This window comes from Streptomyces cyaneofuscatus (assembly GCF_000718135.1).
Taxonomy (GTDB): domain Bacteria; phylum Actinomycetota; class Actinomycetes; order Streptomycetales; family Streptomycetaceae; genus Streptomyces; species Streptomyces cyaneofuscatus.
Genome location: NZ_JOEM01000008.1, coordinates 166,788 through 179,281, shown reverse-complemented (window position 1 = coordinate 179,281; position 12,494 = coordinate 166,788). Strand labels below are relative to the sequence as shown.

The following is a 12,494-nucleotide window of genomic DNA, read 5'->3' as shown; positions in this document are numbered from 1 at the left end:
ATACCGTCGCGTTACCGGCACCACGGCTCCGGGCAGCGGGGGAGCCGGAACGGGACGGGCGCAACACGGCCATGCTCGACAAAGGGGGGAATGGGATGGTTGATGCATATTATGTGCGAAGTTTTCCGGTTTCTTCTGGTTTCTTATGTCATCCCTTGCATGCCCGTATCCACCCCGGAGCCCTCGCGGCCGCCGGGATGCGGAGAGGACGCGACCGTGGCCGTCGGACCTGTGGAACACCTCGTCATCGCCTTCCCCGGCAGCGGCTTCACCGGGGCCGTCGTGCCCGTCCTCGCCGATGCCGTGGCGTCCGGTGCCGTGCGCGCCGGAGATCTGGCCTTCGTCCGTCGCGCCGAAGGCGGTGCGCTGACCCCGGTGGAGCTGGCGGAGCTCGACCCGGAGGGGACGGTTCCGGCCGACGGGGAGGAGAGAGGGGCGGCCGTGGCGCTGAGCGCCGGGAACGTGGAGGTGCTGGAGCGGAGTGTGCCGGAAGGCGAGACGGTCGCCCTCGTCGTCCGGGAGGACCTGTGGACCTCGCAGCTCGCCCGCACCTTCCGGGAGGCGGGCGGCGCGTTCGTCGCCCATGAGCGCTTCGGTGCGACCGGGTCGGACGCCGACGCGGAGGAAGCGGCGGAGGGGGACGACATCATCACCCGGCTGGAGCGGCTCGCCGAGCTGTGGGGGCGGGACGTGCTCACGGACGCCGAGTTCGCGGAGCAGAAGGCCGATCTGCTGGCGGACTGAGTTCCGGCCGGTGGGCCGGTGGGTCGTTGGGCCGATGGAGCCCCATGCGTTCTCATCAGGGAAAGAGGCAGTTCATCGTGCAGACCGCCCGGACCGTTCCGGCCGCCACCGTTGTCAATCTGCGCGACCTGGGGGGCATCGCCCTGGGCCGTGACCGCCGGGTGCGGCAAGGTGTCCTGTTCCGCTCGGGACAGCTGAGCGACCTGGATCCGGGCCGCGACCGGGCGGTGGCCGCTCTCGGCATCCGTACGGTCGTCGACCTGCGCACCGCCGACGAACGGCAGTGGTCCCCGGACCGCCTCCCGGACCGGGCCCGGCTCTTCGTCGCCGACGTCCTCGGCGACCACCCGGGCGTGGCGCCGGCCCGGCTCAAGGCGCTGCTCACCGACCCGGCCGAGGCGGAACGCGCGCTGGGCGGCGGCCGGGCCGAGGAGCTGTTCGCCGAGACCTACCGCAAGATGGTGCTCTCGCCCGGCGCGGCGGCCGCCTACCGGGCCTTCCTGGAGACCGCCGCGGATCCCGCCGCACGGCCGGTGCTCTTCCACTGCACGGCCGGCAAGGACCGCACCGGCTGGGCGGCGGCCGTCCTGCTGATGATCCTGGGGGCCTCCCGGGAGACCGTGCGGCAGGACTTCCTGGCGGTGAACCCCGCCGTACGGGCCGCGTTCGCTCCGTACGTCCAGAAGTTCCTGGACGGCGGCGGCGATCCGGCCGTCGCGGCGGCGATCGTCGAGGTGCGCCCCCGCTATCTGGAGACGGCGCTCGACGCGATGGACGAGCGGTGGGGCGGTCTCGGCGGGTACGTACGCACCGGCCTGCGCATCCCCGAACCGGTGCTGGAGCGGCTGCGCGAGGGGCTGGTGATCGCCGGCTGAGCTCCGGTGCGGACGGGTCCTCGGCGTGACAGTGATACCCCTAGGGGGTATGTTGGCGCTGTCGGAAAACGTCGTCGTCCGCTGGGGGACAGCCATGAACACCGGACTGAGGATCGCGGCCTTCGTCGCCGCGGTCGCCGCCGTCTTCGCCATCGCCTTCGGTGTCGGCAGGGTCGCGGGGCCGGACCAGGAGCCCACTCCCGGGCCCTCCTCCCATCAGCCCGCCACCCATCAGCCCTCTGTCCATCAGGAGGAGAGCCACGGAGAGGGAGCGCCGTGAGAGCGGGGCAGCACGACGCGAGGGCCGGTCCCCCCGAAACAGATCGGGTGGGACCGGCCCTCGCGTGGTGGTGACGCCGTACGGCCGCCGCTCAGAGGCGGACGAGGCGTTCCGTCAGGTCGCGGTACTGCTGGAGGGCGATACGCAGATCCTCCGTACCGGCCTCGGACCGCTCGCCGTCGCGGTCGGTGCGCAGCAGCCGGGACCGCTCGGCCAAGGCCTGCGTGAGCTCGGTGACGACCTCGTCGAAGGCCGCGTCGGCCTCCTGCACCGCCTGACGCGGGTTCTCCACGAAGCCGGCCACGGCCTGATGGATACGGGCGTCGAACTTCTCCCGCGTCTCGGCCGCGAACAGCGGGCGGCCGTTGTCCTTCGCCGTGTCCGTGCCGTGGGAGCGGGAGTGGCCTTCGGGGGAAGCCGTCGTCCGGCCGGTCTCCCGGGCCTTGTCCGTACGGGCGGAGTCGGCGTGCGTCTTGTCGGCGTGCGTCCGGTCGGTGGCCGGGGCGGACGTACTGTCCGTGCGGGTGGCCGTGGGCGGGGAACCGGAGGGTTTGGCGGCCGCCGGCGGCACGGGCGTACCGAGCGCGTTGCCGGGAGGTGTGACCGGCGGGACGCGCTCGGCCCCGGTTGACGGAGTGGGCCTGTCGGGCGTGTTGCCGGTGTTGCCGGTCTCGTTCGGGGTCTGCGTCATGAGGTGCCTCGTTCCTTCGTGAGCTGTCGGTTGCTGTGGTCGCGGTTCGCCGGGCCGTCCTCGATGAGGGCGTCGAAAAGGCCGCGGGCCTCGACGAACGCCTCGCGCATCTCCTCGGTGCCGGTGCCGTCGTTGCGCGCGGCGTGCACCCTGCGGTAGCCGTCGACATGGTGGGCGTGGTGGACGGAGAGCGCGGCTGTGCGGTCCTCGAAGCTCTCACCGGCCGGGAAGCCCCGGTCGCGGGAGAGGTCGGCCAGCAGCGCGTCGGCCTCGTTGAGGGCCTGCTGCGGCGACTCGACGAACTGCTCCTGGGTGCGGGCCCAGCGGGCGGTGTAGTCCGCGCGGGCCGCCTCGGTCAGCGGCCGCTTCTCCAGGTCGCCGTGGAGCTTCACCCGCTCACCGAGCTCCTGCTCGGCCGCCTTGGTGTCGCCGCCGTGCCGGGCGACCACCCGGTCGTACTCGGGGCCGAACCGGCTGCGCAGGCTCCGGCCTCCGCCGACGGAACCTCCGCGTACCAGGAAGAAGTAGACGGCGGCGGCCACCACGAGGGCCACGGCGATGATGATGATCACTGTTGTCACGGTTACCGCCCCCACCGCTCATCGGCCGGTACGCAGCGTCGTTGTCGCACAGTGGTCAACCCCTTTCGGTCCGGGCCCGGCGGAGCAACCACCGGGCGGCGTGCAGGAGTCCGTGTACCCACGAACGGCCGTTCATGCGTTCGAGGCCTGCCGGAGTGCTCGGTGTGTGGTGCACGTATCGGCGTACGTAATACTCGACGCATGAGATCAGGAGTTACGCACTCCGGGCGAGGTCCGCACCGCCCGGACCCCGTGATCCGCCGGGCCACGGCGCGGGACGCCCGCCGGCTCACCCGGCTGGTCCGGACGTCACGCGCCTACGAGGGCCCGTACGCCCCGATGGTCGCCGGATACCGCGTGGGACCGGACTACATCGAGGCGCACCGGGTCTTCGTCGCCGCCGACCGCGCCGACGACCGGGTCCTCGGCTTCTACGCGCTGCTCCTCCAGCCGCCCGAGCTCGACCTGATGTTCGTCGCCGACGAGGCGCAGGGGCTCGGCATCGGGCGGCTGCTCATCGGCCATCTGCGCGAGGAGGCACGGCGGGCGGGCCTCACCGGAGTCCGGATCGTGTCCCACCCGCCCGCCGAGGGCTTCTACTGCGGTGTGGGCGCCGAGCGCGTCGGCACCGTCCGGGCGAACCCGCCCGCGGTGATGTGGGACCGCCCCGAACTCCTGCTCCCCGTGGGGCGCTGAAGGCCCGCGCTCAGCCGCCGTAGGGGCGGGTGATGAGCTCCAGGCCGTGACCGCTCGGATCGGGGAAGTAGACACCCCGGCCGCCGTCGTTGTGGTTGATCTCGCCCGGGAACCTCAGATGCGGATCGGCGTAGTACGCGATCCCCAGCTCCTGGATCCGGCCGAACGCCGCGTCGAACTCCGCCTCCGAGATGAGGAAGGCGTAGTGCTGCGGGGTGATGGACGCCTCGGGGATCGTCGCGAAATCCAGGGTGACGCCGTTTGCGAGGACGACGGGGACGAACGGGCCCCATTCCTCTCCGACTTCCAGGCCCAGCAGATCCGCCAGGAATGCGGCGGACTCGCGGTTGTCGCGGGAATGAATGATGGTGTGGTTCAACTCGACCGACACGGTGGAATGCCTCCAACGGGCATCTCACGGGCTACCTCCACGCCTCACCCGGACGGTGACCGACGCGCGATGCCGTGGCAGAGATCTTAAGGGGATGGCGCGACCGGGTCGAGTGGGAATCGGGCGCCGATCCCGGTGGATTGGTTCTGTGCGGCCGGGGCACCTGTAGTCCCGGATCGAACGGGTGTGTCAGCACCCGGTCATGTCGAACAGAGGGGGTCCCTGTGTCGGAGGCCAATGGCAGAGGCCGCGAGGAGACCGAGGACGAGAGAGCGGACCGGCAGTGGTCCGAACTGCTCCAGGAACTGCGTGTCGCCCAGACCGGGGTGCAGATCCTCTTCGGTTTTCTCCTCGCCGTGGTGTTCCAGCCGAGGTTCGGCGACCTCTCGGAGCTGGACCGCGACATCTACGTCGTCACGGTGGTGCTCGGCTCGGCGACCGTCGCCGCGCTCATCGGCCCCGTCACCTACCACCGGCTGCTCACCGGCCGCCGGATGAAGCCGGAGACGGTCATCTGGGCGTCACGCATGACCGTCCTCGGTCTCGTGCTGCTCTTCTTCACGATGTGCTCGACCCTGCTGCTGATCATGCGGGTCGCGCTTCACAACACTTTCGCGCTCTGGCTGGTCGGCGGGATAGCGCTGTGGTTCCTGGCCTGCTGGTTCATCTTCCCCGTCTGGGCCCTGGCCCGCGGCCGCTCCGGACCGCGCGAGGACGAGCCGTTCACCAAGGGCTCGTCCGCCGGCAAGAAGGACTGAACCGCTCAGCTCTCCGGACCCACCGGACCACGCAGGTCGGTGACCGTGAACAGCGCGCCGTCAGGGTCCCGCAGGGTGGCCTCCCTGCCGCCGAGGGCAGACCGCTCCTCGACCAGGGAGCCGCCCTGCCGTTCGGCCGCCGCGACCGTCACGGGCACGTCGGCCACCGGGAACTGCACCAGCCAGTGCGGGCGCACCAGCGGATCGACGGCGGCCTCCACCGCCCCGGAGCTGATCCGGGCCAGCGGCCGCCCCTCGCACCGCACGATGACCTCGTCACCCTCGTACGCGACGTCGCAGCATCCGGGACGCCCGCTCGCCCAGTCGAGTACCTCGCCGTAGAAGATCGCCGCGTCGAAGGCGTTGCGGGTCCGCAGCCGCAGCCAGGCGTGCGCGTGGCCGTCGGGGGCCGGCGGGGAGGCGGAGGGCTCGGTGCGCTCCCAGAGGCCGAACGCGGCACCGTCCCGGTCCGAGGCCAGGACGCCGCGCCCCTTGCCGAGAGTCAGCGGCCCCACCGCCACCGTGCCGCTGCGCTCCCGGACCCGGGCGGCGGCCACATCGGCGTCCGCCACCGCGAAGTACGGCGTCCACGCCACCGCGACCTGGTACGCGGTCGACACGGCGAAGATGCCCGCCACCGGGATGTCGCCGCGCCGGGCCACGGAGAACTCCGCGCCGAGCTGCCCCGGGCGGAACGACCAGCCCAGCACTTCGGCGTAGAACCGCTGGGCGGATGGAAGGTCCCGCGTCATCAGGGTGACCCAGCACGGCGCGGCGGGGCCCGTCAGGGGCGCTGCCGAGGGGGCCGTACGGGGGTCGCTTCCGGTCATGGTCCACTGCCTTCTCACGGGTGTGCGGCGCGGGGGCGGCCGCTTGCGGTCCAGCACCCACCCTCGGACGGCCGGTGCGGCGGCGCAACGCGGGCCGCGCTCAGAGCCCGATGCGCGGCGGGGCGTTCGTGATGTCCAGGAAGACCTGGTCCGCCTGCGGCCACCGCTCGCCCATCGCGTGCCGGATGCGCATCGAGACCTCCTCCACCCGCTCGCTGTCGATGCCGGGGGCCAGGTCGATGCGGGCCGCCACCAGGACGGAGTGCATGCCCAGGCGCATGGTGAGAAGCTCGGCCACGGACTCGCCGATCAGCTGGTCCCGGGCGTTCCGGCCGAGCCGGAAGGCGACGTCGACGAGGAGCAGTCCGATGCCCAGGGAGGCCGCCGCCTCCCAGACCACGCTTCCGGTGGCCAGGTGCAGGGACATCCCGGCGATGGCCAGGCTGACGCCGAGCACCGCCGTGCTGTCCTCCGCGATGACGGTCCGCAGCGCCGGGTCGATGGCCGCGCCCTTCTTGCCGCGCGCCTGGTGCAGGGCGCGGGTCAGGGAGGTGCTCTCGGCGACGAAGGCGACGCCGAGCACGATCAGCCCGGCGGTGTAGCCGGTGGGGGACTCGTCGTCGTCGCGCCGCAGGGCGTGGAGCCCCTGGTAGAACGAGAAACAGCCGCCCATCACGAAGATGCCGACCGCGGCGAGGAGCGCCCAGAAGTAGCGTTCCTTGCCGTAGCCGAACGGGTGATGGGCGCCGGCGGGGCGGCGACTGCGCCGGAGGGCGGCGAGCAGGAAGATCTCGTTGAGGCTGTCGGCGACCGAGTGAGCCGCCTCGGACAGCAGCGTGGGCGAGCCGGAAACCAGCCCGCCCACGGTTTTGGCTGCCGCGATCACCAGGTTGGCCGCGAGCGCGACCAGAACGGTGAGGCGGGTCTGTCGGTCGGCGGCCGACCGGCTCATCACCACCTCCGGTGACGAGGGGGCCGACGGACCCGCCCCCTGCGGGGGGACGGGTCAGCTGCGCGGAGGATCCGTATCGGTGCGCGGGTCGTCCTGGTGGGGCGGGAGCGGCGCGTTGCCGTGGTCGTCGAGCTGGTGCGGGTTGAGGGCGCTGCCGTCGGCGGGGAAGCGGTCGGAGGCGTGCGGGTCGTGCGCGTCGATGTGCGTGCGCCCCTCCGGCTTCACGGGCTGCTCGTGGGGGAGCGGCGGCGGCAGTTCGGTGTCCTTCTTCCGCTTGCCGAGCAGGAAACCGCCGATCAGCAGACCCACCACGGCGAGCGCGGCGATGGGGAAGAGGACGGCCGCCAGCGCGCCCGTCCCGTCGGCGAGTGTGGCGGCCAGTGACTGCGTGGCTCCGTTCGATACGTCCATGGTTGCCGCATACCCCGGGAGGAGGGTGTCAGTCGGCCGTTCACATCAATTCATGTTTTATGAGTATCTCAGGGGAAAAGCGTTTCGCATGGTGCGAATCGGCTACACGATGATGACGGAACAGACCGGACCCCGAGAGCTCGTACGGGACGTGGTGGCCGCGGAGAAGGCCGGATTCGACTTCTCCGTCACCTCCGACCACTACTTCCCCTGGCTCCAGGAACAGGGCCACGCCCCGTACGCGTGGGCGGTCCTCGGCGCGGCCGCGCAGGCCACCGAGCGCATCGGCCTGATGACGTACGTGACCTGTCCGACCACCCGCTACCACCCGGCCGTCGTCGCCCAGAAGGCCGCGACGCTGCAGATCCTCGCCGAGGGCCGCTTCCGGCTGGGCCTCGGCTCCGGCGAGAACCTCAACGAACACGTCGTCGGCGGGGGATGGCCCGCCGCCCATGTGCGGCTGGAGATGCTCGAAGAGGCCGTGGAGATCATCGGCACTCTCTTCGACGGCGGGAACGTCAACCACCACGGCACCCACTTCGACGTGGAGAACGCTCAGCTGTGGGACCTGCCCGAGGCCCGGGTGCCGATCGGCGTCGCGGTCTCCGGCCCGGCCTCCTGCGCCCTCGCGGGCCGCAGCGCCGACCTGGTGATCGCGACCGAGGCGAAGAGCGGCCTGCTGGACGATTTCGACCGGCACGGAGGCACCGGGAAGCCCCGGGTGGGCCAGCTGCCCGTCTGCTACGACCCCGACCGCGACGCCGCCGTCGCCCGCGCTCACGAACAGTTCCGCTGGTCGGTCGGCGGCTGGAAGGTCAACTCCGAACTCCCCGGACCGGCGAGTTTCGCCCAGGCGACCGAACTCGTCCGCAAGGAGGACATCGCGTCCGCCATCCCGTGCGGACCGGACGTCGACACGTTCGTCGACGCGGTGCGCGCCTACAGCGACGCGGGATTCACCGAGATCGCACTGGTCCAGGTGGGCGGGGAACACCAGCAGTCCTTCATCTCGTGGGCGGAGAAGTCCCTCCTGCCCGCTCTGCGGGAGCTGTAGCCCTCTTCGGCCCTCCCGTGTCGCCGTCGGCCCGGCGCGGGGTGAGCCTGGAGTGGACCCGAGGCCGGCACCCGATGGAAGGAACCTTCGTGAACAGCACCCCCGAACGAAGCGGCGACGACTCCACGGCCGGTCAGGAGGTGCTGGTGTCGCTGAGCCGGTGCGACCTCGCGGACGCGCGGAGCGTGTTCGGCGTGCTTGGCAGCGCCTTCGACTCCGACCGGGACGCGGGCGACGAACCCGAGGCGACGAGCGGCCCTTGCCCGACCGTCTGGGTCACCACCGTCGACGTGTCCGAGCCGAAGGCCGCCGCCCACCCCGTGACGCTGACCGCCCCGGTCACGGTGGACGCCCAGGGCGGCTACCGGGCCGTCGACCGGCTCCGCGAGCACCTCACCGGCGCGTTCGCGGTACGCGTCGTCGGTACGGCGGCGGGGGACCAGGAGCAGGAGGTACGGCTGCGCCTGGAGAACCGCTGACGCGCCCGCGTCGCCCCGACAGCAGCCCGAAGTGAAAGGTGTTCGAGCATGGATTCCCTCGCCCTGGAAGCGGTCACCGCACCGGAGCCGGTCACCGTCGAACGGTCCACCGTGACCCTGTACATCAACGGGGAGGAGACCGAGGTGACACTCGACCACCGCACCACGGTCCTGGACCTGCTGCGGGAACAGCTCGGCCTGACCGGCGCCAAGAAGGGCTGCGACCACGGCCAGTGCGGAGCCTGCACGGTCCTCGTGGACGGCCGCCGCGCCAACAGCTGCCTGCTGCTCGCCGTCGCCCAGGACGGTGCGGCGATCACCACGGTGGAGGGTCTCGCCGACGGCGACACCCTCCACCCCTTGCAGCAGGCGTTCGTCGAGCGCGACGCCCTCCAGTGCGGCTACTGCACCCCCGGGCAGATCTGTTCGGCCGTCGGCATGCTCCAGGAGGCCGCCGACGGCCACCCGTCGCACGCGACCCCGCCGGACGCCCTGACCGCCGACCCCGCCCCTCTCGACGCGGAGGAGATCCGCGAGCGGATGAGCGGCAACCTGTGCCGGTGCGGGGCCTACCCCCGGATCGTCGAAGCCATCGAGGACGTGACCCCGTGAAACCGTTCGGCTACCAGCGACCCACCACCACCGCCGAGGCCGTACGGCTCTGCGCGGAAGGGACCGGAGCCCGGTTCCTGGGCGGCGGCACCAACCTCGTCGACCTGATGAAACTCGGGGTCGAGGAACCCGGCCTCCTCATCGACGTCACCAAGCTCCCGCTGGACCGGGTGGCCCCGGCCCCCGACGGCGGCCTGCGGATCGGCGCCACCGTCCGCAACAGCGACCTCGCCGCCCACCCCGACGTACGCCGCGACTACCCGGTGCTCACCCAGGCGCTGCTCGCCGGGGCCTCGGGGCAGCTCCGCAACACCGCCACCACCGGCGGCAACCTCCTCCAGCGCACCCGCTGCTCGTACTTCCAGGACGTCTCCAAGCCCTGCAACAAGCGGCTCCCCGGCTCCGGCTGTCCCGCCCGCGAAGGATCCCACCGCGACCTCGCGATCCTCGGGCACTCGGCCGAGTGCGTGGCCACCAACCCCTCCGACATGGCCGTGGCCCTCGCCGCGCTCGACGCGACCGTGGTGCTGCTGGGTCCCGAGGGCGAACGGACCGTCCCCGTCACCGAGTTCCACCGGCTGCCGGGGGAGAACCCCGACCAGGACACCGTGATCAGGCCCGGCGAGCTGATCACCGAGGTGGTCCTCCCGCCGCCCGCCCCCGGCACGGTCTCCCGCTACCGCAAGGCCCGCGACCGGGCGTCGTACGCCTTCGCACTGGTCTCCGTTGCAGCCACCCTCCAGGTGGCGGGCGGCCGCGTCGAACGGGCCACGCTCGCGTTCGGCGGTGTCGCCCACCGCCCGTGGCGCGCCCGCCGGGCCGAGGCCGAACTGCTCGGCGCCCCCGCCACCCCCGCAGCCTTCCAGCACGCCCTGATCGCCGAACTGGCCGAGGCGCAGCCCTTGCGCGACAACGCCTTCAAGGTGGACCTCGTCCGCCGCGTCGCCCAGGACGTCCTCGGCGAACTCAGCGACCCGCACGGTCCCGAGGCCGGCCCGACCATCTGACACCCCACCGACCGGAGGCCCCGCCGCCATGTCCCACGCCCCGCAGCTCACCGGTGCGCCCGTCGTCCGCAGGGAGGCCCGGGACAAGGTCACCGGCACCGCCCGGTACGCGGCCGAGCACACCCCGCCCGGCACCCTGTACGCCTGGCCGGTCCCGGCCACCATCGCCGCCGGCCGGGTCACCGCCGTACGGGCGGTCGACGCGCTCGCCGTCCCCGGCGTCCACACCGTCCTCACCCACGACAACGCGCCGTCCCTCGCCGAACCCGACGACCCGATCCTCGCCGTCCTCCAGAGCGACCGGGTCCCGCACCACGGCTGGCCGATCGCCCTCGTCGTCGCGGACTCCCCGGAAGCCGCCCGGACGGGCGCGGGGCGGCTGCTCGTCGAGTACGAGAGCGACGAGCACGACGTGACCCTCACCGAGGACCACCCGGGCCTCTACACGCCCGAGGAGGCCAACGGCGGCTTCCCCGCCGTCCGCAGGCGCGGCGACTTCGAGCGGTCCTTCGCCGCCGCCCCCGTCCAGGTCGACGCCACCTACCGCCTCCTCTCGCTGCACAACCACCCCATGGAGCCGCACGCCGCCACCGCGTGGTGGGAGGACGGGCACCTCACCGTCCACGACTCCAGCCAGGGCTCCAACGCCGTACGCAAGAGCCTCGCCCGGGTCTTCGACCTGGATCCCGCACACATCACCGTCGTCTCCGAGCACGTCGGCGGCGGCTTCGGCTCCAAGGGCACCACCCGCCCGCAGGCGATCCTCGCCGCCATGGCCGCCCGGCACACCGGCCACCCGGTGAAGCTGGTCTTCCCCCGCGCCCAGCTCGCGGAGGTCGTGGGCCACCGGGCCCCCACGATCCAGCGGGTGCGCCTCGGCGCCGATCTCGACGGCGCCCTCCAGGCCCTCTCCCAGGAGGTCGTCACCCAGACCTCCACCATCAAGGAGTTCGTGGAGCAGGCCGCCGTGCCCGCCCGCACGATGTACGGATCCCCGGACAGCACGACCACCCACCGGGTGACCGCCCTCGACGTCCCCAGCCCCTCCTGGATGCGCGCCCCCGGCGAAGCCTCGGGGATGTACGCGCTGGAGTCGGCCATGGACGAACTGGCCTCGGCGCTCGGCATGGACCCGGTCGAGCTGCGGCTGCGCAACGACCCGGCCACCGAACCGGACAGCGACCGCCCCTTCAGCAGCCGGGGCCTGGCCGCCTGCCTGCGCGAGGGCGCCCAGCGGTTCGGCTGGCACGGCCGCGACCCGCGCCCCGCCGCCCGCCAGGAGGGCCGCTGGCTGCTCGGTACGGGCGTGGCCTCGGCGACCTACCCCGTCCTCGTCTCCCGGTCCTCCGCACGCGCCCACGCGGCGGCCGACGGCACCTTCCGGATCGAGGTCAACGCCACCGACATCGGCACCGGCGCCCGGACCGTCCTCGCCCAGATCGCCGCGTCGGCCCTCGCCACCGACGTGGAGAGCGTCGACGTGCGGATCGGCTCCACCGACCTGCCCACCGCCCCGCTCGCCGGCGGCTCCTCCGGCACCGCCTCCTGGGGGTGGGCCGTGCACAAGGCAGCCACCGCCCTGGCCGGCCACCTCGCCGACCACCGGGGCCTGCTGCCCGCCGAGGGGTTCACCGCCACCGGCGACACCGAGGAGGAGACCGCCGCCGAATCCCCGTACGCCCGGCACGCCTTCGGCGCCCACTTCGCCGAGACGGCCGTCGACTCCGTCACCGGCGAGGTCCGGGTCCGCCGGCTCCTCGGCGTGTATGCCGCCGGGAAGATCCTCAACGACCGCACCGCACGCTCCCAGTTCATCGGCGGCATGGTCATGGGCATCGGCATGGCGCTGACCGAGGGCTCCGCCATCGACCCGGTCTTCGGCGACTTCACGGCCAAGGACCTCGCCGCCTACCACGTGCCCGTCCACGCCGACGCCCTCGACATCCAGGCGCACTGGATCGACGAGGACGACCGCCACCTCAACCCCATGGGCTCCAAGGGCATCGGTGAGATCGGCATCGTCGGCACCGCCGCCGCCATCGGGAACGCCGTCCGCCACGCCACCGGTGCCCGGCTGCGCGAACTGCCGCTCACCCCGGACCGGCTGCTGCCGTACCTGGTCTAGCGACCGGC

At 72.5% G+C, this 12,494-nt stretch carries 16 protein-coding genes; 10 read left to right on the top strand and 6 right to left on the bottom strand.

The window, feature by feature from the left end; all coding sequences use genetic code 11:
• Positions 1-216: 216 nt before the first annotated feature.
• The 3 genes from IF17_RS0115375 to IF17_RS0115365 all read left to right on the top strand — a co-directional run bounded on the left by IF17_RS0115375 (position 217) and on the right by IF17_RS0115365 (position 1,899).
• Positions 217-744: an SHOCT domain-containing protein gene (locus IF17_RS0115375; RefSeq protein ID WP_030566200.1), complete on the top strand. Its 528-nt coding sequence runs from the start codon at positions 217-219 to the stop codon at positions 742-744.
• A 77-nt stretch (positions 745-821) separates the two neighbouring features.
• Positions 822-1,619, top strand: coding sequence for a tyrosine-protein phosphatase (locus IF17_RS0115370; RefSeq protein ID WP_030566198.1), 798 nt, complete (start codon positions 822-824; stop codon positions 1,617-1,619).
• 94 nt (positions 1,620-1,713) lie between these two features.
• Positions 1,714-1,899: a hypothetical protein gene (locus IF17_RS0115365; RefSeq protein ID WP_030566196.1), complete on the top strand. Its 186-nt coding sequence runs from the start codon at positions 1,714-1,716 to the stop codon at positions 1,897-1,899.
• 91 nt (positions 1,900-1,990) lie between these two features.
• Here IF17_RS0115365 and IF17_RS0115360 read toward each other — a convergent pair whose 3' ends face one another.
• On the bottom strand, positions 1,991-2,590 hold the full coding sequence (locus IF17_RS0115360) for a hypothetical protein (RefSeq protein WP_030566194.1): 600 nt from the start codon (positions 2,588-2,590) through the stop codon (positions 1,991-1,993).
• Positions 2,587-3,171, bottom strand: a complete 585-nt coding sequence (locus IF17_RS0115355) for a hypothetical protein (RefSeq protein WP_030566192.1) — start codon at positions 3,169-3,171, stop codon at positions 2,587-2,589. Before IF17_RS0115355 ends, IF17_RS0115360 begins: the two co-directional genes overlap by 4 nt.
• Before the next feature lie 201 nt (positions 3,172-3,372).
• Between IF17_RS0115355 and IF17_RS0115350 the strand changes: the two genes are divergently transcribed.
• Positions 3,373-3,867, top strand: coding sequence for a GNAT family N-acetyltransferase (locus IF17_RS0115350; protein ID WP_030566190.1), 495 nt, complete (start codon positions 3,373-3,375; stop codon positions 3,865-3,867).
• A 10-nt stretch (positions 3,868-3,877) separates the two neighbouring features.
• Here the strand turns inward: IF17_RS0115350 and IF17_RS0115345 are convergent, their stop codons facing one another.
• Entirely contained in the window at positions 3,878-4,258 is a 381-nt protein-coding gene (locus tag IF17_RS0115345; RefSeq protein WP_030566188.1) for a VOC family protein, read from the bottom strand.
• Positions 4,259-4,482: 224 nt separating this feature from the next.
• On the opposite strand from IF17_RS0115345, the gene IF17_RS0115340 reads away from it, so the two are divergent.
• Entirely contained in the window at positions 4,483-5,016 is a 534-nt protein-coding gene (locus tag IF17_RS0115340) for a DUF6328 family protein (RefSeq protein ID WP_030566186.1), read from the top strand.
• Positions 5,017-5,021: 5 nt separating this feature from the next.
• On the opposite strand, the gene IF17_RS0115335 is transcribed toward IF17_RS0115340, so the two are convergent.
• From IF17_RS0115335 to IF17_RS0115325, 3 genes are all read right to left on the bottom strand, one after another.
• Positions 5,022-5,846 (bottom strand): VOC family protein, encoded by an 825-nt coding sequence (locus IF17_RS0115335; protein ID WP_030566184.1) that lies wholly within the window; start codon positions 5,844-5,846, stop codon positions 5,022-5,024.
• 100 nt (positions 5,847-5,946) lie between these two features.
• Positions 5,947-6,798, bottom strand: a complete 852-nt coding sequence (locus tag IF17_RS0115330; protein WP_030566182.1) for a cation diffusion facilitator family transporter — start codon at positions 6,796-6,798, stop codon at positions 5,947-5,949.
• Between the two features lie 54 nt (positions 6,799-6,852).
• A complete protein-coding gene (locus IF17_RS0115325) occupies positions 6,853-7,209 on the bottom strand; it encodes a DUF6479 family protein (protein ID WP_030566180.1) in 357 nt (118 codons plus the stop codon).
• 88 nt (positions 7,210-7,297) lie between these two features.
• On the opposite strand from IF17_RS0115325, the gene IF17_RS0115320 reads away from it, so the two are divergent.
• The 5 genes from IF17_RS0115320 (at position 7,298) to IF17_RS0115300 (ending at position 12,486) form a co-directional block, all read left to right on the top strand.
• Positions 7,298-8,263: an LLM class F420-dependent oxidoreductase gene (locus IF17_RS0115320; RefSeq protein ID WP_030566179.1), complete on the top strand. Its 966-nt coding sequence runs from the start codon at positions 7,298-7,300 to the stop codon at positions 8,261-8,263.
• An 89-nt stretch (positions 8,264-8,352) separates the two neighbouring features.
• On the top strand, positions 8,353-8,742 hold the full coding sequence (locus IF17_RS0115315; protein ID WP_030566177.1) for a hypothetical protein: 390 nt from the start codon (positions 8,353-8,355) through the stop codon (positions 8,740-8,742).
• A gap of 48 nt (positions 8,743-8,790) precedes the next feature.
• Positions 8,791-9,354, top strand: coding sequence for a (2Fe-2S)-binding protein (locus IF17_RS0115310; protein WP_030566174.1), 564 nt, complete (start codon positions 8,791-8,793; stop codon positions 9,352-9,354).
• Positions 9,351-10,361, top strand: coding sequence for an FAD binding domain-containing protein (locus tag IF17_RS0115305; RefSeq protein ID WP_030566172.1), 1,011 nt, complete (start codon positions 9,351-9,353; stop codon positions 10,359-10,361). The genes IF17_RS0115310 and IF17_RS0115305 overlap by 4 nt, the downstream gene beginning before the upstream one ends.
• A 28-nt stretch (positions 10,362-10,389) precedes the next feature.
• On the top strand, positions 10,390-12,486 hold the full coding sequence (locus tag IF17_RS0115300; protein WP_030566171.1) for a xanthine dehydrogenase family protein molybdopterin-binding subunit: 2,097 nt from the start codon (positions 10,390-10,392) through the stop codon (positions 12,484-12,486).
• Positions 12,487-12,494: the final 8 nt, after the last annotated feature.

What these genes read in the sequence shown, in the direction of transcription:
- IF17_RS0115300 (WP_030566171.1), top strand. Translation starts at nt 10,390, where the DNA reads ATGTCCCACGCCCCGCAGCTCACCGGTGCGCCCGTCGTCCGCAGGGAG.
- IF17_RS0115330 (WP_030566182.1), bottom strand. Translation starts at nt 6,798, where the DNA reads ATGAGCCGGTCGGCCGCCGACCGACAGACCCGCCTCACCGTTCTGGTC.
- IF17_RS0115335 (WP_030566184.1), bottom strand. Translation starts at nt 5,846, where the DNA reads ATGACCGGAAGCGACCCCCGTACGGCCCCCTCGGCAGCGCCCCTGACG.
- IF17_RS0115365 (WP_030566196.1), top strand. Translation starts at nt 1,714, where the DNA reads ATGAACACCGGACTGAGGATCGCGGCCTTCGTCGCCGCGGTCGCCGCC.
- IF17_RS0115360 (WP_030566194.1), bottom strand. Translation starts at nt 2,590, where the DNA reads ATGACGCAGACCCCGAACGAGACCGGCAACACCGGCAACACGCCCGAC.
- IF17_RS0115320 (WP_030566179.1), top strand. Translation starts at nt 7,298, where the DNA reads ATGGTGCGAATCGGCTACACGATGATGACGGAACAGACCGGACCCCGA.
- IF17_RS0115325 (WP_030566180.1), bottom strand. Translation starts at nt 7,209, where the DNA reads ATGGACGTATCGAACGGAGCCACGCAGTCACTGGCCGCCACACTCGCC.
- IF17_RS0115350 (WP_030566190.1), top strand. Translation starts at nt 3,373, where the DNA reads ATGAGATCAGGAGTTACGCACTCCGGGCGAGGTCCGCACCGCCCGGAC.
- IF17_RS0115310 (WP_030566174.1), top strand. Translation starts at nt 8,791, where the DNA reads ATGGATTCCCTCGCCCTGGAAGCGGTCACCGCACCGGAGCCGGTCACC.